General features: G+C 36.5%; 24 protein-coding genes and 1 pseudogene. 12 read left to right on the forward strand and 13 right to left on the reverse strand.

All coding sequences use genetic code 11. The features are described 5' to 3' along the window. Positions 1 to 34 precede the first annotated feature (34 nt). Genes MHB44_RS21945 through MHB44_RS21955 form a run of 3 tightly spaced genes read left to right on the forward strand, consistent with a single transcriptional unit; the run spans position 35 to position 2,347 of the window. The gene (locus tag MHB44_RS21945) at positions 35 to 367 is read left to right on the forward strand and encodes a hypothetical protein (protein ID WP_341300287.1); all 333 of its coding nucleotides are present in this window, start codon (positions 35 to 37) and stop codon (positions 365 to 367) included. Continuing rightward, on the forward strand, positions 357 to 713 hold the full coding sequence (tnpB, locus tag MHB44_RS21950; RefSeq protein ID WP_341300286.1) for an IS66 family insertion sequence element accessory protein TnpB: 357 nt from the start codon (positions 357 to 359) through the stop codon (positions 711 to 713). Before MHB44_RS21945 ends, tnpB begins: the two co-directional genes overlap by 11 nt. 38 nt (positions 714 to 751) lie before the next feature. Then, a complete protein-coding gene (locus MHB44_RS21955; protein WP_341300891.1) occupies positions 752 to 2,347 on the forward strand; it encodes an IS66 family transposase in 1,596 nt (531 codons plus the stop codon). 160 nt (positions 2,348 to 2,507) lie between these two features. Here the strand turns inward: MHB44_RS21955 and MHB44_RS21960 are convergent, their stop codons facing one another. The 5 genes from MHB44_RS21960 to MHB44_RS21980 all read right to left on the reverse strand — a co-directional run bounded on the left by MHB44_RS21960 (position 2,508) and on the right by MHB44_RS21980 (position 7,400). Beyond that, a complete protein-coding gene (locus MHB44_RS21960; RefSeq protein WP_341300892.1) occupies positions 2,508 to 4,874 on the reverse strand; it encodes an ATP-binding protein in 2,367 nt (788 codons plus the stop codon). Beyond that, positions 4,847 to 5,008: a competence pheromone ComX gene (comX, locus tag MHB44_RS21965; protein WP_341300893.1), complete on the reverse strand. Its 162-nt coding sequence runs from the start codon at positions 5,006 to 5,008 to the stop codon at positions 4,847 to 4,849. The genes MHB44_RS21960 and comX overlap by 28 nt, the downstream gene beginning before the upstream one ends. 953 nt (positions 5,009 to 5,961) lie before the next feature. Next, positions 5,962 to 6,348, reverse strand: coding sequence for a hypothetical protein (locus MHB44_RS21970; protein ID WP_341300894.1), 387 nt, complete (start codon positions 6,346 to 6,348; stop codon positions 5,962 to 5,964). A gap of 354 nt (positions 6,349 to 6,702) precedes the next feature. Further along, a complete protein-coding gene (locus MHB44_RS21975) occupies positions 6,703 to 7,194 on the reverse strand; it encodes a hypothetical protein (protein WP_053996976.1) in 492 nt (163 codons plus the stop codon). A gap of 2 nt (positions 7,195 to 7,196) precedes the next feature. Further along, positions 7,197 to 7,400 carry a helix-turn-helix transcriptional regulator gene (locus tag MHB44_RS21980; RefSeq protein ID WP_341300895.1) on the reverse strand — a complete coding sequence of 68 codons (204 nt, stop codon included), beginning with the start codon at positions 7,398 to 7,400 and terminating at the stop codon, positions 7,197 to 7,199. A gap of 324 nt (positions 7,401 to 7,724) precedes the next feature. Here MHB44_RS21980 and MHB44_RS21985 point away from each other — a divergent pair, with 324 nt between their 5' ends. Continuing rightward, on the forward strand, positions 7,725 to 8,192 hold the full coding sequence (locus MHB44_RS21985) for a DinB family protein (RefSeq protein ID WP_341300896.1): 468 nt from the start codon (positions 7,725 to 7,727) through the stop codon (positions 8,190 to 8,192). A 173-nt stretch (positions 8,193 to 8,365) separates the two neighbouring features. Here MHB44_RS21985 and MHB44_RS21990 read toward each other — a convergent pair whose 3' ends face one another. The 3 genes from MHB44_RS21990 to MHB44_RS22000 form a co-directional block, all read right to left on the reverse strand. After that, complete coding sequence (locus tag MHB44_RS21990) at positions 8,366 to 9,259, reverse strand: SDR family oxidoreductase (RefSeq protein ID WP_341300897.1); 894 nt, start codon at positions 9,257 to 9,259, stop codon at positions 8,366 to 8,368. Positions 9,260 to 9,564: 305 nt separating this feature from the next. Then, a complete protein-coding gene (locus MHB44_RS21995; RefSeq protein WP_341300898.1) occupies positions 9,565 to 10,506 on the reverse strand; it encodes a rhodanese-related sulfurtransferase in 942 nt (313 codons plus the stop codon). A gap of 482 nt (positions 10,507 to 10,988) precedes the next feature. Continuing rightward, the gene (locus MHB44_RS22000; RefSeq protein WP_341300899.1) at positions 10,989 to 11,840 is read right to left on the reverse strand and encodes a M23 family metallopeptidase; all 852 of its coding nucleotides are present in this window, start codon (positions 11,838 to 11,840) and stop codon (positions 10,989 to 10,991) included. A 385-nt stretch (positions 11,841 to 12,225) separates the two neighbouring features. Here MHB44_RS22000 and MHB44_RS22005 point away from each other — a divergent pair, with 385 nt between their 5' ends. Beyond that, positions 12,226 to 12,546, forward strand: coding sequence for a general stress protein (locus MHB44_RS22005; protein ID WP_341300900.1), 321 nt, complete (start codon positions 12,226 to 12,228; stop codon positions 12,544 to 12,546). Between the two features lie 614 nt (positions 12,547 to 13,160). On the opposite strand, the gene MHB44_RS22010 is transcribed toward MHB44_RS22005, so the two are convergent. Together MHB44_RS22010 and MHB44_RS22015 are read right to left on the reverse strand one after the other, a co-directional pair. Continuing rightward, a complete protein-coding gene (locus tag MHB44_RS22010; RefSeq protein WP_341300901.1) occupies positions 13,161 to 13,511 on the reverse strand; it encodes a VOC family protein in 351 nt (116 codons plus the stop codon). A gap of 485 nt (positions 13,512 to 13,996) precedes the next feature. Then, positions 13,997 to 15,132: pseudogene (locus MHB44_RS22015) on the reverse strand (IS3 family transposase). A 568-nt stretch (positions 15,133 to 15,700) separates the two neighbouring features. Here MHB44_RS22015 and MHB44_RS22020 point away from each other — a divergent pair. The 7 genes from MHB44_RS22020 (at position 15,701) to MHB44_RS22050 (ending at position 20,810) form a co-directional block, all read left to right on the forward strand. Continuing rightward, a complete protein-coding gene (locus MHB44_RS22020; RefSeq protein ID WP_053996751.1) occupies positions 15,701 to 15,988 on the forward strand; it encodes a hypothetical protein in 288 nt (95 codons plus the stop codon). 28 nt (positions 15,989 to 16,016) lie between these two features. Then, positions 16,017 to 16,694: a response regulator transcription factor gene (locus MHB44_RS22025; RefSeq protein WP_053996750.1), complete on the forward strand. Its 678-nt coding sequence runs from the start codon at positions 16,017 to 16,019 to the stop codon at positions 16,692 to 16,694. 203 nt (positions 16,695 to 16,897) lie between these two features. Continuing rightward, positions 16,898 to 17,695: a HAMP domain-containing sensor histidine kinase gene (locus MHB44_RS22030; RefSeq protein ID WP_341300902.1), complete on the forward strand. Its 798-nt coding sequence runs from the start codon at positions 16,898 to 16,900 to the stop codon at positions 17,693 to 17,695. An 83-nt stretch (positions 17,696 to 17,778) separates the two neighbouring features. Beyond that, the gene (locus MHB44_RS22035) at positions 17,779 to 18,501 is read left to right on the forward strand and encodes an ATP-binding cassette domain-containing protein (RefSeq protein WP_341300903.1); all 723 of its coding nucleotides are present in this window, start codon (positions 17,779 to 17,781) and stop codon (positions 18,499 to 18,501) included. Then, complete coding sequence (locus MHB44_RS22040) at positions 18,498 to 19,247, forward strand: ABC transporter permease (protein WP_053996748.1); 750 nt, start codon at positions 18,498 to 18,500, stop codon at positions 19,245 to 19,247. Before MHB44_RS22035 ends, MHB44_RS22040 begins: the two co-directional genes overlap by 4 nt. Further along, positions 19,244 to 20,002 carry an ABC transporter permease gene (locus MHB44_RS22045; protein ID WP_341300904.1) on the forward strand — a complete coding sequence of 253 codons (759 nt, stop codon included), beginning with the start codon at positions 19,244 to 19,246 and terminating at the stop codon, positions 20,000 to 20,002. The genes MHB44_RS22040 and MHB44_RS22045 overlap by 4 nt, the downstream gene beginning before the upstream one ends. Before the next feature lie 127 nt (positions 20,003 to 20,129). Then, positions 20,130 to 20,810 carry a type II CAAX endopeptidase family protein gene (locus tag MHB44_RS22050; RefSeq protein WP_341300905.1) on the forward strand — a complete coding sequence of 227 codons (681 nt, stop codon included), beginning with the start codon at positions 20,130 to 20,132 and terminating at the stop codon, positions 20,808 to 20,810. A gap of 636 nt (positions 20,811 to 21,446) precedes the next feature. Here MHB44_RS22050 and glmS read toward each other — a convergent pair. The 3 genes from glmS to glmM all read right to left on the reverse strand — a co-directional run bounded on the left by glmS (position 21,447) and on the right by glmM (position 25,860). After that, entirely contained in the window at positions 21,447 to 23,249 is a 1,803-nt protein-coding gene (gene glmS, locus MHB44_RS22055; RefSeq protein ID WP_341303027.1) for a glutamine--fructose-6-phosphate transaminase (isomerizing), read from the reverse strand. A gap of 630 nt (positions 23,250 to 23,879) precedes the next feature. Beyond that, entirely contained in the window at positions 23,880 to 24,395 is a 516-nt protein-coding gene (locus tag MHB44_RS22060; RefSeq protein ID WP_341300906.1) for a type 1 glutamine amidotransferase domain-containing protein, read from the reverse strand. Between the two features lie 112 nt (positions 24,396 to 24,507). Then, positions 24,508 to 25,860 carry a phosphoglucosamine mutase gene (gene glmM / locus MHB44_RS22065; RefSeq protein ID WP_341300907.1) on the reverse strand — a complete coding sequence of 451 codons (1,353 nt, stop codon included), beginning with the start codon at positions 25,858 to 25,860 and terminating at the stop codon, positions 24,508 to 24,510. Positions 25,861 to 26,070 lie beyond the last annotated feature (210 nt).

Here is a 26,070-nt window from a genome sequence, read left to right on the forward strand (position 1 = left end):
AATCACAATAACATCAATTGTTAGGGGGTTTTTTATGTCACTGGACGAACGAAAACAAATGTGGCAACAACGAATTGAAGATTATAGATCAAGTGGTGAGCCAAGTGTTAAAGCCTGGTGTCAATTAAATCAAGTGGGTCTGCAAAGCATGTACCAATGGATGAGAAGATTACAACTAGAAGCAACTCACGTCGCTCCAACTTCAACATCTACACAATGGGTTACCTTTACATCATCCAACGGTTTGGATAAAACTACAACTCCGTTGATTGTAAAAATAGGAGATGTTTCAATTGAAATTTCAGAAGGATTCGATCGAGTACTGTTTACAGAAGTGCTTCAGATTCTTCAAGTTCATGTTCAATAAAACACCAATTCAGCAAGTATACTTAGCTTGTGGTTCAACAGATCTTCGTAAGTCCGTTGATGGACTAGCTGCAATTGTTCAACTAAGCTTTCAATTGGATCCCTTCTCTTCTAATTTATATGTTTTTTGTAATCGCAAACGAGATAAATTGAAAATTCTCCATTGGGATTATAATGGTTTCTGGTTATATTATCGTAGACTTGAAAAGGGAGTTTTCCAATGGCCAGATGAACGAACAGCTAGTCCACTACCTATCCATCATCGCCAATTAAATTGGTTACTAGATGGTCTACCATTCGAGCAAAAACATGCTCATCAACAAGTTTCCGCAACAAGTAGTATTTAAGAAAAGGAATTCGACACTTTCTGTCGAAATTCTTTTCTATGGATAAAAACGAAGTAGTCAACTCACCTACAATTGAAGAACTTACAGCAAAAAATGCGGAGCTGGAAAAACAAAATGAAGTCTTACAGGCAAAACTCAAATGGTTGGAAGAACAATTCCGACTAAGCCAACATAAAAAATTTGGGACTTCTAGTGAAAAAACAAATCCGGATCAACTTGAACTTCTTCTATTTAATGAAGCTGAACGAACAGCAAATCCAATAGTAGAGGAACCCACACTTGAAACGATTACATATCGAAGAAAAAAATATGTGGGACAGCGAGCTGCGAAACTTGAAAACTTGCCTACGGAAACGATCCATTATCGTTTGCCTGAAGAAGAGCAGGTGTGTTTGTGTTGCGGTGAAATGGTTCATGAAATGAGCACAGACATAAGACGAGAATTAAAAGTCATTCCTGCTCAAGTAAAAGTCATTGAGCATGTTCAACATGTATATAGTTGCCGTCAGTGTGAACGAGAAGGCATTGAAACGCCCATCGTCACAGCTAAAATGCCAGCACCTATTTATCCAAAAAGTCTCGCATCGCCATCGGCGATGGCTTATATTATGAATCAAAAATATGTAGAAGGCATGCCCCTTTATCGTCAAGAAAAACAATTGGAGCGTTTAGGTGTGTATTTATCACGTCAAACTTTAGCTAACTGGATGATTTATGGTGCTTCGAATTGGCTCTCTATACTTTATAATCGAATGCATGAATTATTAATCTTGCATGATACTCTTCATGCGGATGAAACGACTCTTCAGGTCCTAGATGAACCTGGACGCAAAGCAGACTCCAATTCCTATATGTGGATGTATCGAACAAGTCGAGATGTTCCTGCAAATATCTTATATGATTACCAAACATCGCGACACAGCAAACATCCTCAAGCATTTCTTGAAGGGTTTAAGGGATATCTGCATGTCGATGGTTATCCAGGTTATCATAAGTTAGAAAAAGTTGAGTTGGTAGGATGTATGGCTCATGTTCGAAGAAAATTCGATGAGGCGCTCCGATCACTACCAGCTAATATTGATAAAAAATCAACCATAGCTGCAGAAGGACTTCAATTCTGTAATCAATTATTTCAAATTGAAAAAAAGATTACTAAAGAATTTGAAAATTGTAGCCCTGAACAACGTAAAACAAAACGTCTTGAACACAGCAAGCCTGTGTTAGAGGCCTTTTTGACATGGCTTAAAGCGAAACGTCCACAAGTTCCCCCAAAAAGTAAGCTGGGAGAAGCCATTACATATACTCTAAATCAATGGCCCAAACTTATTGTATTCCTAAAAGACGGGCGTCTTGAAATAGATAATAATAGAGCGGAACGCTCAATAAAACCTTTCGTAATGGGAAGGAAGGCGTGGTTGTTTGCCAAATCCATGAAAGGTGCAAGAGCAAGTGCTATTATCTATAGCATCGTCGAATCAGCTAAAGAGAATCAGTTAAACCCACTGAACTACTTAACATATCTATTCGAACAATTACCGCAACTAGATGTAAGCGATGTTACAGCGATTGATCAAATCTTGCCATGGTCAAAGACAATTCCAATAGAATGTCGCGTTCCTATTAAATCTAAATAAAGTATATGCCAAATGCCCATCTAATAAATAGGTGGGCATTATTTGTCGCTTACATTCCATTAAACGGACCGTTAATTTAAATACACTTCCCCTTCTAAAAAATGAACAGCTCCCTATCAAGTAGACAGGGAGCTGTTCAAAAGTAAGGGTTTATGATTTTTCAAAACTCATATAGACCATGAGCTGGTCTTCCATTATAAGTATAGTAGGACTGGGAATGTGTTTGTTCTCCTTCATTTACCTTAATTCTTATAGACATACCCTTTCCTATATCAGTATCCATAGAAAATTTGCCATTAAAGGAATGAACCCTCTCCTGCATACCTCTAATCCCCATAGAATCAGCAATGATGATTTCATCCATTTTACAGCCTACACCATCGTCAGAATAATTGATTTCAAAGCCATCATCTGTTTCCAAGAGATGAATTTCAACAATATTGGCATATGAATGCTTCAAGGCATTGTTCATTAACTCTTGGAAAATCCGATAAATCATCAAGTTTAAACGCTCATCCTCTAAATATAGACGATCCATGGTATAACTTAAGACAAATTCAGCACGTTTACAAACTTTTTGAATAAGTTTCTCAAGGGCTGCATTTAATCCTAATGTATCTAATAGTGGCGGCTTTAAATTTTCACAATACCCTCTTAAATCCGTCAAGGATGCGATCATATTGTCATGAACTTTAGAGAGATCCATCTGTATATCTGCTATTTTCTTGGCATGAATAGCGCCATGCAATTCCCTAGCAATATGGAGTTGCTCCTGTAAAATCGTATCATGCAGCTCTTGCGCTAATTGATACTTTTCTTGTTCAAATCGGAGCCAAAGTAGCTTATGAAGCCATGGGAACTGGTGATTATCTGCTTCCTTCACCTGCTTTAATTGCTCTAACATTTCTTCAACCATTTTCGTATTTTCTATAAAATTATTTAAATATAAAAGCAGCAATTCCAGCCATAATAATTCCTCTTCCTTTAGATAAATAGATTTATTATGATCTATGACTAGTATTCTTTTATAATTTATATCTTGGTGAATAAAAGCAATATAAAAATGCTCTGTTTTCTTTATATCCCCCAAGCGTAGTTCTTCTAGTAATATTTCATCAATTTGATTTTGTGAATAGCCTTTTGATTTGTTTAATGAAGTAACCTGCTGCATTTGAAGATCATAGGTTAATACATCAATCTGTTTAATCTCAAGATGTAAAGTAGCCTCTAAAACAAATTTCTTCAATAAGTCTTCAATTTTGACGACCCTGCCAATACTATCAATGGTTGTATACATTCGATGGATATAATCCCCTTTTGTTGAAAATAGGATTTTTCGCTTGTGATAATCTACTTTTTCTTTAATATAGAACAGGGCTATTAAAGAGAGAAAGAAAAAAAAGAAAATTCCCGTTATTCTCGAAATAGAGAGATCCGTGATCCAGTAGAGACCAATTAAAAGCCAAGCTGTAAACGCAAAGGAAATATTAAAATAATGTCGGAAGCGAGTAATATAATACTCCATATCAAATATACGTTCCGTAAGCTGTGTAAATATAAAGCTATACGGTATAAGTATCAAGAATAAGGAGCTTATATCAGCAGAAAGTATATATTTATGAAAAATAATTTGCGGTATAGCAAACAAAAAAAGGAATGGAAAGAAAGGGCTAATAATACTTAATAAAAAAATTTTTAATTGAGGTGTTTTATATTTTAAATAGCCTATTCCTAAAATACCAAAAATTATTATTAATAAAATAAAAAATAACCACAAGATAAGAATAGAGAATAAAGTATTTGTAAATGGATAGATGATGCTAAAAATACTAAAAGAAGAAACTATAATTAAAGGTAGTATATATATTATTTTAATGTTGTAAATAAATAACCATTTTAAATGCAAAAATAAAAAGTAATTTCTTAAAAAGTGGATCAAAAGAACAAGACAAAGTATCATACTACTTCGATTTACAACTGTTCCAATATTATCTAGCCTTCCTGATGCACCCATACTAACATAAGCTAACGATACTGTCAGAATAAATAAAATAAGTAACTTTATTAAGCTTGAATTCTTTTGTTTTTTATATAAATAGAGAGAAACAATTAAGCTTAATAAAAAATAACATGCTGGTAAAAAAAACGCATACAAAAATTGTTCAGGAACATCAAATGGTGCTATTTGTAAATGAATTAGCTGTCCATCTTCTTGGTTCACAAACGTTAACTCTTTAGCTGCTCTAATTACAGGATCATATTTAAAAATATTTAATTCATCAATATTATTACCATCAACTTCTAAAATAATATCTCCTACCGAGAGATTTTGCTTATTCGCCCATTCCTTATAATAAGGCTCACTTATTAACCATTGTCCATTCTCTTCTTTCAGTTTAATGCCCAAATAAGGCGTGCTATAAGTAACATATATCAAATAGCTTCCCAATATAAGATATGTACTTATAGCAAGCCAAAGCCAATTATTTTTCAAAAAGTTTAGTGCCAAAGTCCCGTTTCTAAGCATGTCTCATTGTCATCAAACGATGCGATAATTGCCTTTTGCTCAAGCTCTGTAACACCAATTAGAGAAGCCTTATTTTCTTTTAACAATGTAAGTAACGATGGATCTTTTTCCAAATATTGAATCATGTTAATCATAAAATCTCCTCATTTCATTAGTTTTTATAGTTACACTATTTGGAGTAACCACTTGAGTTTTATATTCTATCAACCATAAACATTTTCTTATTTATACGGGATTAATAACCATAAATGTAACTACACTTATATTATACTTTCATTTTACAATTTATATCAACATATTCTTCTAAAAATTGCTAAAATTCTATATATTAGGCGCAGATTTTGCTAAAAACGCCTTGATTCTCTTTATTTTGACGATAAGCAAAAATAAAAGACGTTGCAGTCATCCGCATACTCAACGCCTTTCGTACATTTAGTATATTTAATTTTTACACCTGTTCATCTAAAAAGAAACCCCGTACCTTCCTTTTCAAAAGAAACATCTCCATATATAAGGTGGAGTTCACTTATTCATTTTGAAATTTCTATTTTTATACTATTTGCCGTGATATTCCGTAGTATACTTTTATCACAACAAACCAAAGGAGTATATAAATGCGTGATTCTAATCCTAATTGGCTGGCACATTGCACAGAAATAAAAGATTTAGCCAAATCAATGAAGAAAATTTATTTATCAGACAAGCAATTGTGAACAATTAGTTATTAAAATTTGAATATGTCGATCAAACAGGAAATAAAACATACAGAAATGAAAAAAGACTAAATTCTCAATTTGATACTGAGAATTTAGTCTTTTTAATATTGATAATTCCTTAACATTGTAAATCCGCATTTTCCCAAAACTATCAAAGACAAAAAAACCAGAGGGTTAAAACAGTACGACTTTATTTCAAATCTACAACAACTGTTGCTTTGAAATAAAGGTTGATCAAAATGGATGCTTTATCAGCAGATATTAGTTTCATTTAAAAAAGTTGATCATTTCATAATGATGTCGAAGACTGGATAGAATAATTTTCTTTTTGTAGGATTTAAGCTTAATAAATACAATTTGCCTCGAATCCTTTAATTGGATATTTTAAAAGGCAGCAGTAAATCTTCATCTGTATAAGTAGTGAGATATTCCCCACCAATGCTCATCTTCGAACAAGTAGCATCCTCACATGTAAAAGTAAACGTTTTTTTAGTTGTTTTCACCTCAATCTGCATATTGAATGGAAAATGACCTCCCATACTTTTGTTTATAGAAGGTGCAAGGGCAATGACGTCCGAATATTTCGCTATATGTTGGTAATCCTCGCTCTCAACAGTTAACTGAGCCATTTGATTTAAAAAAATTTGTTCTTCCTCAGTTGGTACGTACCATAGATCCCAAAAAAGCCATTTCCCGAACATATAAAAATTTACCGATAAACTAACAACCAATATACCTAAAACAATCGTCTTCTTCATAATCCCACTCCATTTATCTTATGTTTACTTTTGTAAATATATAAATAAGTTATATTAAGTGTAATTTTACACTATTAATATACTTTGTAAAGTAAGTTTTTGAAAAAGCTCGTTCTTATAGGTAATAGAAGTAATCTATACGAATAGTTTAATGCCTTTAGACTGCGTTCCTCCCAATTTGATCCTAAAAAAAACGCGTTCCTAAATAAACGCGCCCTTTAATGGAATAACCCTATTGTCACTGAACAGTTCCAAACCAATTTTTCCATTTAGATATTCTTTTTATTTACATTATAAAACCCCTATAGACCACTATATCTAAAGGGGAAAAAACGGTCCGATATTATATTAAGTCTAGTAGGTGACCTCGGAATCTTTTCTCTTTGGAGTAAGTGCAGTAAAAAGTGCAATTAAACTAGGTGGAATACTACATAATAAAAACAGCCAGTTGGTCGTCAGGATTGAGATTATCGTGAAAACAATAATGGACGTAACAAAGACAATTATGCCAACCTTCACACGAGAAGGCTGCAACGGGGCTGTACTGGACATATTGATGGTCAAAACAATTCCAATGATTCCCCAACTCGCTACGTGTGTTAAAAAAAGGATACCTAAAACCATAGCAGTGCTTAATTCAATCCCAAAATTGATCAACGTAAATAAAACATACAGCGCTCCTAATGACACATACCATGAATAGGATCTCGCCTTTTGCCAAATATGATAGTACAGCTCGTCTAAGCCTCTGTTTTTTCTAGCCTTCTTTCGCCCGAACCACCATCCAAGGAGTCCACATATCACTCCCCCATATAATCCAATCATACCCCCAATATTAAGCTCCATAATTATATACTCCCCTCTTCAAATATAAACACTTCTTCAATCGTGCTATTGAACGCTTTGGAAATGTTGTAGGCAAGTTCTAAGGAGGGATTGAATTTCCCTGATTCAATAGCAATGATTGATTGCCTTGAGACGCCAACTTGTTTCGACAACTCTTCCTGCGTAATCTTCTTCAATTTTCGTAATTCTCGAATTCTGTTTTTCATAAAGCCTCCTTTATAAATGTAAAGTAAACTGTACATTTATTGATAAGTAAAGTTTACTCTACATTATTATATATGTCAAGCAAGCTTTACAATTTGGTTTTTAGTTAAAACAAAAAGAATTCTTATTAAGAGTCGTCTGGGAGGCATAACAAAAGGAATCAAAAATTCATTAAAAGCTAAACAATGTCGAGAAAAGGACAACAAAATCTTTTTATCAAAATAGAAAGACCATGTATATTTTCACTTTTATATACTATTTCCGGAAAGTCCGATAAATTAATAGTAAGTGATGTTTTGAGCGTTACAAAAAAGGAGGCTATTCAAATGAGTAAAAAAGAACTTTTGCAAAATGGAGTCAATCAAGTTTTTTACGAAGAAGAATGGTACCCACCATTATCAGAAGCGTTAAAAAATCTCACTGCTGCACAAGCATGTTGGCAACCAGAAGGAAATGCTGCGAATACGATTTGGGAAAATGTAAACCATTTACTCCTCTTTAAAGAGCGCTTAGTTTCTCGCTTACATAAAGATGAGACATTTGTTGCTCCACAAAATAATGATGAAACGTTTGTCCAAGGTGGAGCGCATGATGAAGATGCTTGGCAAGAAACTGTGAAACGAACACTTCACGTACATGATGCCTTACAATCTTCATTAGCATCCCTTCAAGAAGAGGCATTAGATCAACCTAGTCCAGCTCTTCCAGTTTGGCAACAATATCTAAATATCCTTCTGCACGACGCTTATCATACAGGGCAAATTGTCCAGCTTCGTAAACTACAAGGTTCATGACCAGCTAAGCGCTCATACTTATAAACGATGATTAAAATGGCTTGATTCTTGCACACCACAAAACGATTAAAAAGCAGATGCCCCCTAAAATTAGAGACAAACTACTAACTGTAGGGGGCCTATCATTTATTACCTTTTCATTATCGCTCTTCATATTTGTCACAAACTTAAGATTACAAGTCTATCGGCTTGCCACCTGTCACCCCATAAATCTGACCGGTGATATAACTTGCTTCATCGGAGGCCAGCAGAACATACACAGGTGCAAGCTCTACTGGCTGTCCCGCACGGCCAAGAGGCGTATTTTGACCAAACTCAGGAATCTCTCCTGCCAATTTTCCATTATCCAACTGCAACGGTGTCCAAATAGGTCCAGGTGCAACACCATTGACACGCACACCCTTCGAAGCAAAGTACGAGGACAGGGATACCATAAAGTTGCTTATTGCACCTTTTGTAGCGGCATAATCCATTAAAGATGAGGATGGATCGAAAGATTGAACAGATGTGGTGGTAATAATTGCACTTCCTGGTTCCAGATGTTCTTCGGCAGCTTTTACCGTCTCAAACATGCTGATGATGTTTACTTTGAAAGTGTCCTGCACTTGTTTAATTGTTAAGTCACTTAGGGATGGCTGTGCGATTTGTTGCGCAGCATTTAATACCAGTATGTCCAATCCGCCAAAAGCTTCCACTGTTTTTGTAACAATTTCTGTTGCTGTGCCATCTTCCCTCAGGTCATACGGTAGCAGTAATGCTTTGCTGCCTGCTTTTTCAATTAATTCTTTGACTATGTTGGCATCTTCCTCTTCACCAGGGAAGAATTGGATGGCTACATTGGCGCCTTCACGTGCATAGGCAATAGCAGCGGCACGGCCAATCCCAGAATCGCCTCCGGTAATCAAGGCATTGCGCCCCTTCAGGCGATTGTATCCTTTATATGATTCCTCTCCACAGTCAGGTTTGGGGATCATTTCATGCTGTAGCGCTGGCGTGTCCTGTTCTTGATTCGGGAATTTTTCCGTATGAAATTTCTTACGTGGATCGGTTAGATATGGGTTTCCCATCAAAAATCATCTCCTAATTTGTTTAATTATTGAAAAACACTTTGCGAGCTTGCACTATTTAAATCCTGTTACATTTTTTTGAATACCCTGTGATCATTTGCTTTAAACAGCTTCAGATCTATTACCCTCTTTTAGACATTTACTTTTTCCTTATAAAAGAAAAAACACCCTATGGAAGCGAGCAAACTAGTCCAATGTTGAAATGGATAGTTTGAACACTTACATTGAGTGTTTTAAGAACCTCTATAAAGTGGGTTATGAAAGATATTTAATAACGTTTTGTACGTTTAGACAGCTTTTCATGCTTATGCTTGTAACGCCTCAATTGCTTGAGCTACTTGCTCTTCTGTTAAATTGTGACGCACGATGTAGCGGTTGCGCGCATGCTTTGTACATTCGATTGTACAGCCACCTAAATGCTTTGCTTCATTTTCTTCAGATGTGATGATCTGCTTGTTACATTCTGGGTTTGCACAGTTAATGTAACGTTCACAAGGTTCACCATCATAGTGATCACGACCAATTATCACATGCTCTACTTGATTGATTGGCACCGTTAAACGCTCATCAAATACGTACATTTGACCGTCCCATAATTGACCTTTCGCAACAGGGTCTTTTCCGTATGTTGCTACACCGCCATGTAATTGACCGACATCGCCAAAGCCTTCGCGTTTCATCCAGCCTGAAAACTTCTCACAACGAATCCCACCCGTGCAATAGGTTAAAACATTTTTCCCTTCGAATAGCTCGCGGTTTGCACGTACCCATTCAGGTGTATCACGGAAGTTTTTTACGTCTGGTCGAATCGCGCCACGAAAATGGCCGACATCGTATTCATACGTGTTACGCACATCTAATACTACTGTATTGTCATCTTGCATTTCAGCAAGGAATTGTTCTGGTGACAGGTAACGACCTGTTAATTCATGTGGGTTTACGTCTTCTTCTAAGCCTAAGTTTACTAGCTCAGGACGTGGACGTACGTGCATTTTTTTGAATGCATGTCCATCTACTGCATCAATTTTGAAGACAATGCCCTCAAATAATGAATCTGCTTGCATGTTTGCCATGTATTGCTCTGTTTGCTCAATCGTACCTGAAACAGTACCGTTAATGCCCTCATTGGCTACTAAAATACGACCTTTTAAACCGATTTCTTTACACATAGCTAAGTGCATTGCTGAAAACGCCGCTGGGTCTTCAATCTTCGTGTAATGGTAATATAATAAAACTTGATAACTCATTGTTTTCCACCTATCATTTCAATATTTGCAGGATATTCCTGATAGTGTCTTTTACGACCTATTAACCATAAAGGATAATTATTTAATATGCTATCGGTAATTAGGCTGAAATGGCTATAAATATTGTTTTTAAAGAATTTGTAAAGTGATCAGCGGATCTTTTTATAAAGAAGTGTTATTCCACAATTGCGCCCGATTGTTGAAGATCGTTTTCAACTAAGGTCCCTGTAATTGAAGTAGAGGAACGATTAAATAATACAGGTTTACAGCTTCAAATTTACTGGTTTTTATTTAAATAACACACTCTGAATAATTTTGAAAAGTACTATAGTAGACATGTTTATATATTTGCATAAAAAGCTGTATAGACAATATTTAAAGGATAATCCAAGAAATATTGGTTTAACAACATTTCTTGGATCACCTATCTTTGGATATTTTATCCTTATTGATATAAAATTACCCTCTAATTCAATAAGGATTTATTTCACAAAATTCCCCTGAATGAGACCCCTCTTTCCGTTAAAGTTGATACGGATGCTTTTTGAATTCATTGGGTCTGGAGAGTTAGCTACATGAAAATGGATATGAGGTTCACTGGAATTCCCTGAATTTCCGACGAGTCCAAGCAAATCACCCTGCTTTACTTTATCCCCTTGCTTCACTACAATTGACTGGTGTTTAAAGTGAATAAGATAGCTGAATTCCCCATTTCCATGATCAAGAATAATATAATTACCTAAAGGTTGTTCCTCATTAAATATACCAACTGGTTCATTGTCTTCTACATTGTTCTCCATACTAACAACCACTCCATCAGCAGGTGCTAGGTATTCCTTGCCAAATGCAAAATAGCTTTCATTTAAGGTTGGATCACTTTCGTAGGACCTATTCTCCTTCATTATTACAAAATCATAAGCATAGCGTTGATTTTCAAATTCATAATGGTAATTTACCAGCTTGTTTGTACCTCCCCAAAATACGAACCACTCGTCTCGAAAAGGTAAATGAAATTTTGTTTTAGTAAAAATTTCATCTGTTTCGTGATGAATAGCTAATGGGATCAATTGTAATGCCTGTATAACGTAATCTTCGTCAAAAACTGCAATCATTCCTTTAGTACCACTATCATCAGTCCATACATATTGTTTTGCTCCGTTATCGTAAGGGAGTTCAGACTGTAATATAAATTTAGTAATATCTTTATTAAATTCTTCACCTAATTCCTGAAACTGCTTAAAGGATACTTCATTTTGAAAATATTCGCTCATTTGTTTGTACACTTTCTCAAAGTTTCCACCAAGTAAAATATCGGATAAGTCTTTTGGCTTCATTATTTTCTCTCCCTATATGTAGTTAGCTGTATTTTACATAAGTGGTTTAATTTTCACTTATATCTTAAGTACGAATCGGAAAGAATTAAGTTTCACTATTAAACAAACCTACAACGTTAGGTGAAGAAATTTTCCCAAAGCATCGTTTGGTACTTGTCAAAAAAATGTTATTCCACAATCTGGCCCTTTAATAAAAACAAGCGCTGATCCTTGTTACAGAATCACGCCTAATTATAGAATAACAACATACAATGTTTTCGAGTTGTTCATTAGTATTCCATTAGTTGTTAATGCCACTCTAACATAATTAAAAACTAAAAAGATGTTTTATTCATTCAATATAGTGGAATAGATTGAATGTGAACATATATAGGAGGGATCAATAATGACAGTCAAATTGACAGTAGAAAACGTAGTACAGGCGAAACAAGAAGTGGAGAAATTAGAAGCGCAAGGGCATCTTCGAGATAACATTTACATCTTTGCGCACTATGAAGAACGTGAAGATGATATTAACGAAGCACTCGGGACAGAAGAAGCTGGTATTAGCGAGCAAGGGTTCCTGACTTCTTTGAAGAACCTGGTGAATTCCCGTGGAGATGAACTCCGCAACGAGTTAGCTTCTGTCGGATTAAGTGAATCGGAAGCTGCTCAATTCGAAAAGGAACTGGATACAGGTAAATTAGTCATAGTTGCCAATAAGTAAAAACAAACCCGGGAATCCAATCCTGGGTTTGTTTTTCATTTTACAAGTCCTCCTCGTATTCCTTCGACTCTGTATTCCAGATAGCCTTTTCAGTATAAAAACCCATCCTTCTTTATTGTCAATGATCTGCTCTAGGAAATTTTCATCTTTTTCATTAAAGAGTGTTCTTCAACAATATGGCCCAATTGTAAAATAAGAAAAGACCCTGCATATCAACACAGGATCTTTAAACAATCTTTTTTATAAAACTCTAGTTACATCATCTTATTTACATACGATTATATAGTTAGAAGTTGTAACAAGATTAGCTATAAACACTCATAGATACTTTTTAAGTATTCAGTATACAACTTTTTTGTCTAGTATACATCTTTATTGCAACTCAACAATACATGTAGCTTTAAAATAAAGTTTGCTCAAAAATACTTCATAAACCCAAATTTTACGTGAAATAAAAAGAACCCGCTTTGAAAAAAAGTTTGATCAAAATGGGTTCATTATTTGTGAAGTACTCTACAATTTTTTTAAAAAAGTTTGATCATTTTTGTGCTGTGTTCAATCAATTAAAGGGTTCATTTAACGAAGATATTCAACGCAAACGTTATCTCATTCATCTATAGATGGGTAAGAATATTGACTAGTTTCCCGAATGGATCCCTTACATAAAAGCGCCGAACTCCCCATGGTTCCTCAATTGGCCCATACTCAATTGGAATCTCCGCTTCTGTTACGCGAGTTAATGCATTGTCAAGATCATCAACTTCAATTGACAAGTCGGGCACTGGTGTCCCTGAACCTCCCTCTGAAAGAAAGCTAATCTGAGTGTCCATTTTCTCATGTGATCCATAAGTTGCAATAAATCCCATATCCATCAGTTGGTCAAGTCCAAGCACTTCCCCGTAAAAGTACTTTGCTTTAGAGATGTCCTGCGTCCCAACATTTGCAACAATTCGTTTGACCTTCATCTTTACACTCTCCTAAAGTTTTGATGTCCAATTTTTATTCTATAATTTGGAATCTCCTAGAGTATTTTATTTTTCCATAAAAAGCTCCTTTGGAGAAAGCATATCCAAAAGGGTAAAGCTTCACAACTTTTTTACTAAAATCCTTCTCTATCTGAAAACACTTCTATTTTATCTGAGTAATAAAAAAACAACCTCTTACAGATATGATACCGAGGAGGTTGTTTTTAATCAAACTATATTATAAATTATCAATCTTTGTTTTAAATGTTCAATCTTTTTTATAAAACTACTGGATCTACGTCAAGTTTTTGGACACATTCTGCTTAAGTTTTTTCTTGGGGCAACATCCCGAATGGATTGTTCCACATCCCAAGTAGCCCGTCAAAGTGAAAAGAGCCTTTGACCGCCTACTTGGGATGTAGAGCGAAAAAGATACGGATGTTGCCAAACAAAAATGTTGGGGTGGGGATTTCCATCACCCATGTTTACGCTGCGGCACGGCAGACTTTTTCAAAGGCCTCTGGCGATAAATAACCGATGCTGCCATGAATTCGCTTGCGATTGTACCAGCCTTCCATATAGCGGAACAGCGCGATACGAGCTGCTTCAAAATTGGCATAGCGCGTACGATACACCTCTTCTTTTTTCAACGTCGCATGGAACGATTCGATGCACGCATTATCATACGGGCATCCTTTGCGACTGTAAGAAGGCGTGATCTCATATTGCTCGAGCTTTTCACGAAAATCCTCGCTCGTATATTGCGTCCCTAAATCGGTATGCAAAATCAAGCCTGGTGCGGGCTGTTGTACTTGTACGGCGTTTTCAAGCGCGTCTAAAACGAGGTCCACCGTCAGGCGGCGACCGAATTTATAACCGACAATCTTTTTTGTGTGTAAATCTTGTACCGACGCCAAATAGCACCAGCCATCTTGAACGGTATGGATATACGTAATATCGCCCACCCATTTTTTGTTGATGGTTTCGGTTGTAAAGTCCTGCTCTAATAAATTTTCACGTTCTTCTACGTGACCGCTAGATGAGGTCGGTTTGTACTTTTTTACGATGTTCGAACGGATGCCTGCATGTTTCATAATACGCTGAACGCGATCAATACTGCCGGTGTAACCTTCTTGCTTTAAAATGGCGAAAATCTTTGGTGCCCCGTAGCGTCCACCACTGGCTGCGTAGATGGCACGAATGCGTACTAAAAGCTTTTCGTTGGCGACATGATAGCTGTTTGGCTGCTTATGAAACGATTGATAATACGTACTTTTTGGCATCTTTAACACGCGACACATCAACTGAACAGCTTGATGCTCGCTTTCTTTTTCAATAGGGTCAATGAGTTCTTGGTCGTCTATTTTTGCGCGAATATGGTCATAGCCTTTTTTAAGATTTCTACCTCTTGTTTCAGACGTAAGTTTTCCTTTTGGATTGCAGCTACTTCCGCTGCCGTTCACTCATTTGTCCCTTCAATCGGAGAATGTAGTTTAATCCATTTATAAATCGTTACTTCTGATACACCATATTCGCTGGATAGCTGGCTGACCGGCGTGCCAGAGCGATAAAGCTCCACCACGGTTTGTTTGAACTCTTGATTATACTTTTTTTGACTCATGTCGGACACGTCCTCTCGTTTAGGTTATTTTACTAACTTAGCGCGAGTGTGTCCATGACTCTATATTACATCCAGTAAAAGCTTTTTTATAAGGCTGTTTTCTAAAAGATTGTTGTTATTCAATGTAGTGTAGTGCTTTAATTGAAGATTCGCATCCCGAAATAAACAATCTTTATTATAAAAACCAAACTAGATAAATAAAGAACCCACTGTTTTGATCAAACTTTGTTTCAAAACAGTTGGTTTCTTTCTGTATAAAATCAGCGTTTGCAACTTATCTTTTATCAAACTTTATTCAAAAGCTACAACAAATCTTGATAAAACATCCATAATCAAACTCTATTCTAAGTAACAATTGAACAACTTAAAGTAAACATCCTAAACCTTAGTATTACTACATTCAAGCTTGTTTAGCTAGAGTCTACTTATAATGAACATACTTATATTTTGTATAGAACTATATAATTATTTTTCTTCACTTTTTTTACCATACATACTTTCGGTAGAATAGTGGTGGGAATACACTTTATTCCCAAATAAAATATTAAGCAAAGGGGAATTATTATTTATGACTGATTTTAGGCTTAGAATGAAGAAAAGTGTAGAAATTTTAGATATGAAGTTACAAAAAATTATTGATGCTAAAATGGCTATTGGGAGAAAAAAATTTTGGAGCGATACAAAAAGATATAAGTTGAACATGGAAACATTAACTTGGATTATAAATACAGATTCATTACTTTTTAAAAATGATAAAGATTATGAAGAATGCAAGATTAATTTTCAGAAAAAAATAGAAAGCAATTTCAAAGGCACACAAAAGCATCCAATTGTTACTGTAAATGATGCAAGATAAATTTGAAATTTAGAGAGGGAAATGTTACTTGAAAAGAAGCGTGTTATATATTGAAGATAATGAGAAAATAGGCAGTTGGGTAAAAGAAGAATTGGAACATCGAGGGTTTTCAGTTCAATGGCTGCTTTCAGGTGAAGGAGCCGAAAGAGAAGTTAATCAGCATGAAATAGTTATTTTGGATATCATGTTACCCGGGTTAGACGGATTTACTGTGGGAAAACGATTAAAAAAGGCAGCTCCTGCCGTTCCAATATTGCTGTTATCTGCTAGAACATCAATAGATGATAAGGTAGATGGTTTACAATTTGCTGATGACTATTTAACGAAACCATTCCATACGGATGAATTAGTTGCAAGATTGGAAGTATTAATCCGTCGAAGTGGTGGTATACATTCTGAACGAATTGCATTAGGAAATCATATTGAAGTAGACCCAGAAGTCCAAATGGTATATGACAAGTACACAGGAGAAGAAATTATATTGACAGGGAAACAACATCAAATTTTAATGTATTTCTTACGCCATCCTAATCAAGTGTTACCAAAAGAGCAAATTTATGAAGCGATTTGGAACGAAACTTACATAACTGGTGATAAAACAATACTGGTGCATATCCATCGATTGCGTCAAAAGTTGGAACGTCATCCAGATTCCCCAGAAATTATTGAAACGTTGAAGGGAATAGGCTATCGGGTGAAACTATGAAACAGAATAGATCATTATTTCGTCGTTTTCTAAAAGTGCATTTTTTATTTATCTTTTTTCCTCCTCTTGTGCTTATTTTCTTCAGTGCGTTCGTTCCTGTTAGCACTGAAAAAGAAATGAATACGTTAAATCTGTTTTACTTTACCTTATTTTTGTTTGGTTTTATTATTGTCGCATTTGTTGTGAGATCTTGGATGTTCTTCTTGAGACTTCATAAACGTCTCACCCGCTTACAGGAAGTCATGTCATTTTCAGCTAATAATAATTCATTTCCTAAACCAATATCTGTTCAAACGGGTCGTCTGGATGAAATAGACCAGTTAGGAAGTTCTTTTAATTGGATGATTCAGCAGCTTGAAGACAGTCGCAAGCGAGAATATGAAGAGGAATTATTACGCCATCGACTCATTGCGAATTTATCTCACGACTTACGAACGCCACTTACCATTTTGAGAGGACATATCACCAGATTAAATAAAGAATCAATGAGTTCTGAAGGGCAAGACTCATTAGCAGAGATGAACCATACGATTACAAGAGTCGGAAATCTAATGGATGATTTACTTTCCTATACATTGCTTACATCAGAGAAACATCCTTTTCATCCAACTTCAACAGATATTGTACGTTTAGTAAGAGCATCTGTCGCTGAGTGGTATCCTGCATTTGAAGAAAAAGAAATTCAGTTAGATGTTGATTTACCGACAGTGAAGACTTTTTATTGGGAAGCAGATCCTAAATGGATGAAACGAGTTCTGGATAATTTATTTCAGAATATTCTTCGCCATGCAGCAGAGGGAAAATATACAAACATTGTGGTTGATGTAGAAAAAGAACTAATCATTGTTGCAGACAGAGGTCCAGGTATGGATAACTCTTCCTATGAGGGTGGGTCGGGGATTGGTTTATCGGCTTTAAATCATATGTTGAAAAAAATGAAGCTGAAAGCTGACTTTACATCAAATGAAAATGGTACAAGAGTAGCTATTGGTAGAGCTTAACCTAAAGTTAACCCAGAAGTAAACAGCAAGATAAACGAGATTTAACTTTGCTTTTTTATAATTAGAACCATAACTGAAAGGGAGTGTTATGGTTGCTTACGATTAATAACTTAGTCAAACATCGCGGAACTCAAGAAATCTTATCAGGTATCAGTTTTAAAGCTAGACCAGGTAGAGTAACTGGTTTTTTAGGTCCGAATGGGGCAGGTAAAAGTTCTACACTTCGCATCCTGCTTGGATTAGATCATGCCACCTCAGGGAGCGCACTAATTAATGGAAAGCCATTCGCAGAATTACATAATCCTCTAGCAACAGTAGGTGCCGCACTTGATGGATTTGGAGCTCATCGTATGCGAACGGGACGTGCACATTTGCGTTGGATTGCTCGTGCCTCAGGATTATCTCGCTCACGGGTCGAGGAAGTTCTGGAAATAGTAGGTCTTACGAATGTAGCTGGTAAAAGAATTGGAAATTATTCCCTAGGTATGGGAAGAAGACTTGGAATGGCAGCTGCACTACTTGGTGATCCAAAAATATTGGTTTTAGATGAACCTGTAAACGGGCTCGATCCAGAAGGAATTCGTTGGATTCGGACATTTTTACGTGAACGCGCTGAGTCTGGAAACACGGTGTTACTATCCAGTCATCTAATGGGAGAGCTTGAAGAGACTGTTGATGATGTGGTGATTATTAATCATGGAAAAATCGTTGCAAATGGATCATTGAAAGAAGTAATAGGTAATCATTCCACGCTGGAGAAAGCCTTTTTTGCCCTGACATCTGAAAATACAGGTGATGTTGTATGAGAGCATTTAACGCAGAATTATCTAAATTGTTCTCTCTGCCGGGTATTTGGCTTGCCTTTCTTATTGGAGCATTTGCCCCAGCGGTCATTGCTGCCTTGGACAGTACAGCCCAAAAAGAGAAGATTATAGCTGGAGTTAGCACACGTCTATCAGAAGTTGGCTATATTGGTTTAGCTCTTGGTGTGCAAGGTGTCATTATTCTTGGTGTGCTTGCTGTCAGTAGTGAGTATTTGACAGAGAGCAGTGAGTCTGGTGGAGGGAATCAGATTACAACGAGTTTAACCGTTGTTCCATCTCGTTTCCACTTTTTGCTAGCAAAAGCAGGTGCAGTGACAGTGATTAGCATACTGCTTTCCATTGTTGCTATTCTAACAACTGTGTCAGCAACAAATCTTATTCTTGGTGAATACGCCCCTGCATTTGAAGCATCTAGACTGATTGGCGCGGTTTGTTACTGGATATTTACTGCTCTTTTAGCATTTGGGATTACGGTTCTAACTAAGAATGGCATTATCCCGCTTGCTGTGCTCATGATAAATTCATCTGTTGTGACAGTCTCTTACCTCCTTACTAAGGTTACAAAATTAGCGTTTTACTTACCAGATAAGGCTGGCTTTGATATGTTTATGTTTACGAGCGACAGTTTTCACACCCCATTCACAGGTGGTTTAATCATGTTTGCTTGGGTAGCTGTTCTTTTCATTGTCGCAGCCATTGTATTCCATAGGAGGGACGTTACATCATGAGTGTCTCTTCTAGTAGAAAGATAACACTAATCCTTGGTGCTGAACTGGAAAAATTAGTTACATTACCACAGGTATGGCTCATTCTTACAGGGACATTCATTCTAAATTTAGTTTTAGCAGCAGCTTTTACTTCTGCTGGTCTACAAGGGGCAGCAGGAACGCAAAGTATACTGAAAATAGGACTTGCTTCTATGGGATATCTTCAAGCAGGGTTCATTATTCTAGGTATCTTAGCTACTTGTTCAGAGTATACGGGTGGACAGATTCGAACTACTTTAACTACGATCCCTTGGCGAGGGTTTCAACTATTCACGAAGCATTTAGCTTTGGCAATTGTAACCATTCCTTTGGCGTTTATTATTGCTGCATCAGGTGTACTATATGCTTTTATTATGATGAAAGACACAGCATTAGTGATTGAAATAGACGCTATGATAAAAACTTTAGTAGGTGCAACCGGCTATCTAACATTAACCACCCTTCTCAGTGCAGCTATAGGTGCTCTACTCAGACGAACCACTCCTGCTTTAGTGGTACTGCTTGGTCATTATTTCATTGTCAGTCCATTATTGAAAGATTTTTTACCCAGTATTAAAAATTATTTTCCGGATACGGCAGGATATTATATGTATATGCCGCCTTCCTCTGATGAAATAAATGTACTTACACCAACGCAAGGGACAGGTGTTTCAATGTTATGGACACTGATTTTTATTACAGTAGCTATTGTATTTTACCGTAAACGAGATGCCTAAGTTTAGGTTTCAGCAATTACCGGAAAAAGTGATTTATAAGATATACATAATAAACCTAAATAACGTTCTCAAATGCAATCTTGGTAAATATTCAAAAATAGAAATAACTACATTAATGGAGGTAGAAATGGAATCGCAATTAAGGGTTGAAAGTAAAGTGAAAAATAATGATGTAAAAGCAATGATAGGGTTTCTACTCATATTTTATTTGGTATGGACAATTAAAGAATTATGGTTAATTGACTACATTTATTCATTCGGTGAAATAATCTCCCCATTATTAGAGGCGTTGGTTAAGGGGTTCGTATGGATTGTTCCAACTTGGTTATACATAAAATATTATTTACATACTAACCCATTTGACTACTTAAGAGTAAACGTTAATGTTAAAAAAGGTTTATTTTGGGGAGTAGTTCTTTCACTGTTAGTTGGCTTATATTTTGCTTTTGAAACATATATCATTAATCAGCAATCATTTCAATTTTCATTATCCATTGATGATTACCTTAATGCTTTTCTTATGGCAGGGTTAGCCGAAGAAATTGTTTTCAGGGGACTAATTTTACAAGAAATTAATAAAAAAATGGCTTTTTGGAAAGCAAATATTGTAACTGCTTTACTATTTTTGGTCATTCACTACCCAATTTGGATTTACAATGATGGATTCTATGATTTCTTTATAGCTGGGACCCATATATATGTTTTTGCAATAGGTTTACTTTTTGGTTTTGTCTATAAAAAGACAGGTTCATTATGGTCGGTTGTGTTGTTGCACGCGTTGCATAATTTTTTTGTTACTATTATTTAGTGAAAAAATATATTATTAATTAACTAACGTGGTACTTTAGTGCAACAAGGATTTATAATGTATACATCAATAAACTAAAAAGCGTTCCCAAACGCAAGTTTTGGCGCACATTTAAAAGCCATCAATGTTGTTAAAACAACGTTTCCCCGGCTTTTCTTATAAACATTATTTATACAGTTTTTTATACATGAAGCGTAAACACTTGATACACCAATATTTACACGATTATGGCTTAACGTTTAAATCGTGTATATTTCCTAAGATTGTAATCAGCACTTTTCTGGCGCTAACGGGGCAGTTTAATACAACAAGCATTCTTGTTAAGATTTGAATGAAAAATCACAGGAATCAATATTCGTATAATCGACTCACGAAACATCAAAACAAAAAAGAGTCAATCTACAAACATTTGTAGATTAACTCTGCCATTATGATTGAACAGTAACAATTTTAAAAAACAGCCATAATTTAAAAGTGCCTTCCTTTATACAATAGAGGAAGGCACTAGCTTTTTAAGCCTAAAATCAACTAATTTTATTTTATATACCAGCCCTACATAAATTAGCTACTAACTTAAATATACTAGGGTACAATTAAGTTGTGTACACACAACTTACAATACACTCCAACAACCACTTACTCCACAGTCACCGATTTCGCCAAGTTACGTGGTTTATCCACATCACAGCGACGATGCAATGCTGCGTAATAGCTAATTAGCTGTAATGGCACTACAGACACAAGGGGTGTTAGTAGCTCGTGAACATGTGGGATCACTAGACGATCGCCATCTTCGTCAATGCCTGTCATGGCAATAATGCATGGGTGTGCGCCACGTGCGGCTACTTCTTTGACGTTGCCACGAATATTTAAGGCTACGGATGCTTGCGTTACAAGGGCAAACACTGGCGTCCCTTCTTCGATTAAGGCAATTGTGCCGTGTTTTAGCTCACCACCCGCAAAGCCCTCTGCTTGAATGTAAGAGATTTCTTTTAGCTTTAGAGCCCCTTCAAGGCTTACATAGAAGTCGATGTTGCGGCCGATGAAGAATGCGTTGCGTGCGATTTTTAAGTAATCTTCTGCGATATCTTCTAGTACATCCTTTGAATCAATAATTGTTTGAATCCCGTTAGCGACAATCGCAAGCTCTTGTTTTAGATCAAATTCTAAGCCTTTGCCATTTGCCTTTGCTGTTACATAAGCGGCTAAGGCAAGAACTGCTATTTGTGCTACATAGGCTTTTGTCGAGGCTACTGCAATTTCTGGGCCTGCATGTAAGAGCAATGTATGATCCGCTTCACGTGATAGCGTAGAGCCAGGTACATTGGTAATTGTTAATGTTGGATAGCCAAGCTCTTTAATTTTCACAAGCACCTGACGGCTGTCTGCTGTTTCACCTGATTGTGTAATAAAGATAAATAATGGTTTTTCTGATAGCAAAGGCATATTGTAGCCGAATTCACTTGAAATATGCACTTCTACTGGAATACCAGCTATTTTTTCGAAATATTGTTTGCCGATTAAGCCTGCATGGCTACTTGTACCAGCCGCAATAATATAGAGGCGATCTGCTGCACGTAATGCTTCTAAAATTTCTGCATCAATGGTTAACTCACCGTTGTCACCTTCATACGCTTGAATAATTTTGCGAATCACAGTAGGCTGCTCATCCATTTCTTTTAACATATAGTGTGGATATGTGCCTTTTTCAATATCACTCATATCAAGCTCCGCTGTATATGGTCCACGCTCTACAATACTACCATCTAATTTTGTAATTTCCACACTCGCCTTGTGTACAATTACAACCTCTTTGTCATGAAGCTCAATATACTGATCTGTAACCTGTAACATTGCCATTGCATCTGAAGCAACAACATTAAAACCTTCACCAACACCTACTAAGAGTGGTGATTTATTTTTCGCTACAAAGATTGTGTCTGCCGCTTCTACATCTAACAGGGCTAGTGCGTAAGAGCCATGTAATAATGATAATGTTTTACGGAAAGCATCAGCCGTGCTAAAGCCTTCTTTTACAAATAATTCTATTAACTGCACAATCACCTCTGTATCTGTATCAGATTGCATCGGAATGCCTTTTAAGTACGTTTTTTGCAATAAATGATAGTTTTCAATAACGCCGTTATGCACAAGTGTAAAGCGTCCTGATGAACTTTGATGAGGATGGGCATTTAAACGATTTGGTACACCATGTGTTGCCCAACGTGTATGACCAATACCCATTTTCGCTGTAATATCTTTATTGACTGCCTCGCGTAAATCGGCAATACGTCCTTTTTCTTTAAAAACTGTGACACCCTCTTCATTACGTATCGCAATACCTGCTGAGTCATAGCCACGGTACTCTAGTTTCTCTAAACCTTTTAATAAGATTTCCTTTGCATCTGCTTCTCCAATATACCCTACAATTCCACACATAAATTCTTGTCCTCCGATATTGTCAATTTCATGCAATGACAAACTAGACCCATCCTATCGAATTTTTTGGAATGCAGAAATAATACTTTATTTTGATACAAATAAAGTACAGCTCTACATGCAAATACTATACTCACTCACCTGAATGAATTATTCGATAGATGAAGTTTCTGATTAGTTATCAATTGCTTTTACTTATACCTTCTCCATTTTCTGTACATTCAATCGCTTAAATGCTTTCAAAATGAAAAATGACAATCGGGTATGTCGATCGGGAGGCATCCGCCGAATTTTCGATAAACCTCCACCTCGTCTGCTAAAGATAATTTCCGTCCGATTTCTTTAGCTCAGGCGCTATAATTGTTTTCCGATTTTGCGCTATCTTTCCTCCTTGTGCGCTCGTTAAAGGATAAGGTCGGACCTTCCCTTCAACTTCTCCATCATACTCAATCATATGCTATCCGTCAAATTTCCGTTATAAAAAATACCTTATCATCCATTCTTTTCGTGACAAATATGTAGACAACGAATGCCAACAATATTAATAGATTAGCTACTTGAACATTTGATAAATGCTATTCATCCTGTTCAGTAAAGAGGCACAAGCAAATAATCGCTTGTGCCCATCTCTTATTTACTCGCCAATAATTTAACGATTTCTCGATTGAAAGCAGGTAAGTCATCTGGCGTTCTACTTGTGACCAGTTGCTTTTGACAAACGAATACTTCCTCATCATGGAATATTGCCCCTGCATTTTCCAAATCAACTTGAATGGATTTATAGCCTGTAGCGTCACGACCTTTTAATGTCTTCGCTGTAATCAGTAACTGTGGGCCATGACAAATGGCAAAGGTAGGCTTCATGTCATCCATAAAGGATTTTACAAATGCCACCACTCGATCATCCGCACGTAATATATCAGGAGAAAAGCCACCCGGAATCAGTAGTGCATCGAATTCAGAGGCATTTACTTCATCAATCCCTTTATCAATTTTCACTATTTGTCCATGTTTTCCCTTTACTTCCTTACCTGCTTCTGTATCAATTGTTACTAGCTGATGTCCAGCTGCTTCTAAGGCTTCTTTAGGGCTTGTAAATTCAGTATCCTCAAACATATCTGTAATAACTGTAGCAATTTTAGCCATATCTATACAACACTCCTTATTTATTGTGATTCTTTACTACTGTTCCCCATCTCGTTTAATTCAAACAAAAAACTCGATTCCCTGTGAATGGACAATCGAGTTTTTCTATATATTATTCGGCTAAGCCCATTTCTGTACGTACAACATCAGCAATACGCTCTACATAACGCTCACAATCTACTTCCGTAGCAGCTTCCACCATTACACGAACAAGCGGCTCTGTGCCTGAAGGACGAACTAAGACACGACCGTTACCTGCCATTTCTGCCTCTACCTGTGCAATAACAGCAGCCACTTTCGCGTTGTCTGTTACAGCATGCTTGTCTGTTACACGGACATTCACAAGACGTTGAGGGAAGATTTTCATTTCAGCAGCAAGCTCTGATAGCTTTTTGCCTGTTGCTTTCATGATGTTAACAAGCTGGATACCTGTTAATAAGCCATCGCCTGTTGTATTAAAATCTAAAAATACAATATGACCTGATTGCTCGCCACCTAAGTTGTAGTCATTGGCACGCATTTCTTCTACAACATAACGATCACCAACAGCTGTTTTAATACTTTGCATACCATTATCCTCTAAAGCCTTATAAAAGCCCATATTGCTCATCACTGTGGAAACAATCGTTTGTTTTTTCAAACGACCTACTGTATTTAGATGCTTCCCAATAATAAACATAATTTGGTCGCCGTCAACAATCTTACCGTCTTCATCTATAGCAATTAAACGGTCACCGTCACCATCAAAGGCTAAACCAACATCTGCATGCTTCTCTATTACAAACTGAGCTAGCTTTTCTGGATGTGTTGAACCAACACCATCATTAATGTTTAAGCCTGTTGGTGAAGCACCCATTGTTGAAATATCTGCCTCTAAATCTGCAAAGAGATGTGTAGCTAATGAGGATGTAGCACCATGTGCACAATCAAGCGCTACATGAATACCATCAAACTCTTCACCCACTGTTTGTTTTAAGTATTGAATATATTTTTGACCACCTTCGAAATAGTCACTTACAGACCCCAAGTCCGCTCCGATTGGACGTGGTAAGGTATCCTCCTGAGCATCCAGCAATGCTTCGATTTCTGCTTCTTGGGCATCTGTTAGCTTAAAGCCATCAGGACCAAAAAATTTAATACCGTTGTCAGCAACAGGGTTGTGTGAAGCTGAAATCATGACGCCGGCATCTGCGCTCATAATTCGAGTAAGGTAGGCAACCCCCGGTGTGGAAATAATTCCAAGACGCATTACTTCTACGCCAATTGATAAAAGACCAGCAACGAGTGCACCTTCAAGCATTTCACCTGAAATACGTGTGTCACGACCAATTAAAACCTTTGGACGTTCAGTTGCATCCTTTGTTAGCACATAGCCACCTACACGACCAAGTTTAAATGCAAATTCTGGTGTTAATTCACTATTCGCGACGCCACGGACGCCATCTGTTCCAAAATATTTACCCATTCTACTTATTCTCTCCTTCAATGCATGACCATGCCCACTAAGTTTTACTTTCAAGACACTTGTCCGCTTACTTTTGGAAAAGTCTGTTTGTTTATTTATTGGTAACTATTCATAACCCTTCAGCTCGTTTGTTTGGCGAAGCCTGTTACTCAGCCAAACAAACTTTAATCGGGTTTTGATTTAGAATCAACATAAAATTATAGTCAGATA

The sequence above is a fragment of the Lysinibacillus sp. FSL H8-0500 genome (assembly GCF_038051955.1).
Lineage (GTDB): Bacteria > Bacillota > Bacilli > Bacillales_A > Planococcaceae > Lysinibacillus > Lysinibacillus macroides.

Excerpts from the sequence above, each read along its gene's own strand:
- MHB44_RS21945 (WP_341300287.1), top strand. The coding sequence starts at position 35 with ATGTCACTGGACGAACGAAAACAAATGTGGCAACAACGAATTGAAGAT.
- tnpB (WP_341300286.1), top strand. The coding sequence starts at position 357 with ATGTTCAATAAAACACCAATTCAGCAAGTATACTTAGCTTGTGGTTCA.
- MHB44_RS21955 (WP_341300891.1), top strand. The coding sequence starts at position 752 with ATGGATAAAAACGAAGTAGTCAACTCACCTACAATTGAAGAACTTACA.
- MHB44_RS21960 (WP_341300892.1), bottom strand. The coding sequence starts at position 4,874 with ATGCTTAGAAACGGGACTTTGGCACTAAACTTTTTGAAAAATAATTGG.
- comX (WP_341300893.1), bottom strand. The coding sequence starts at position 5,008 with ATGATTAACATGATTCAATATTTGGAAAAAGATCCATCGTTACTTACA.
- MHB44_RS21970 (WP_341300894.1), bottom strand. The coding sequence starts at position 6,348 with ATGAAGAAGACGATTGTTTTAGGTATATTGGTTGTTAGTTTATCGGTA.
- MHB44_RS21975 (WP_053996976.1), bottom strand. The coding sequence starts at position 7,194 with ATGGAGCTTAATATTGGGGGTATGATTGGATTATATGGGGGAGTGATA.
- MHB44_RS21980 (WP_341300895.1), bottom strand. The coding sequence starts at position 7,400 with ATGAAAAACAGAATTCGAGAATTACGAAAATTGAAGAAGATTACGCAG.
- MHB44_RS21985 (WP_341300896.1), top strand. The coding sequence starts at position 7,725 with ATGAGTAAAAAAGAACTTTTGCAAAATGGAGTCAATCAAGTTTTTTAC.
- MHB44_RS21990 (WP_341300897.1), bottom strand. The coding sequence starts at position 9,259 with ATGGGAAACCCATATCTAACCGATCCACGTAAGAAATTTCATACGGAA.
- MHB44_RS21995 (WP_341300898.1), bottom strand. The coding sequence starts at position 10,506 with ATGAGTTATCAAGTTTTATTATATTACCATTACACGAAGATTGAAGAC.
- MHB44_RS22000 (WP_341300899.1), bottom strand. The coding sequence starts at position 11,840 with ATGAAGCCAAAAGACTTATCCGATATTTTACTTGGTGGAAACTTTGAG.
- MHB44_RS22005 (WP_341300900.1), top strand. The coding sequence starts at position 12,226 with ATGACAGTCAAATTGACAGTAGAAAACGTAGTACAGGCGAAACAAGAA.
- MHB44_RS22010 (WP_341300901.1), bottom strand. The coding sequence starts at position 13,511 with ATGAAGGTCAAACGAATTGTTGCAAATGTTGGGACGCAGGACATCTCT.
- MHB44_RS22020 (WP_053996751.1), top strand. The coding sequence starts at position 15,701 with ATGACTGATTTTAGGCTTAGAATGAAGAAAAGTGTAGAAATTTTAGAT.
- MHB44_RS22040 (WP_053996748.1), top strand. The coding sequence starts at position 18,498 with ATGAGAGCATTTAACGCAGAATTATCTAAATTGTTCTCTCTGCCGGGT.
- MHB44_RS22045 (WP_341300904.1), top strand. The coding sequence starts at position 19,244 with ATGAGTGTCTCTTCTAGTAGAAAGATAACACTAATCCTTGGTGCTGAA.
- MHB44_RS22050 (WP_341300905.1), top strand. The coding sequence starts at position 20,130 with ATGGAATCGCAATTAAGGGTTGAAAGTAAAGTGAAAAATAATGATGTA.
- glmS (WP_341303027.1), bottom strand. The coding sequence starts at position 23,249 with ATGTGTGGAATTGTAGGGTATATTGGAGAAGCAGATGCAAAGGAAATC.
- MHB44_RS22060 (WP_341300906.1), bottom strand. The coding sequence starts at position 24,395 with ATGGCTAAAATTGCTACAGTTATTACAGATATGTTTGAGGATACTGAA.
- glmM (WP_341300907.1), bottom strand. The coding sequence starts at position 25,860 with ATGGGTAAATATTTTGGAACAGATGGCGTCCGTGGCGTCGCGAATAGT.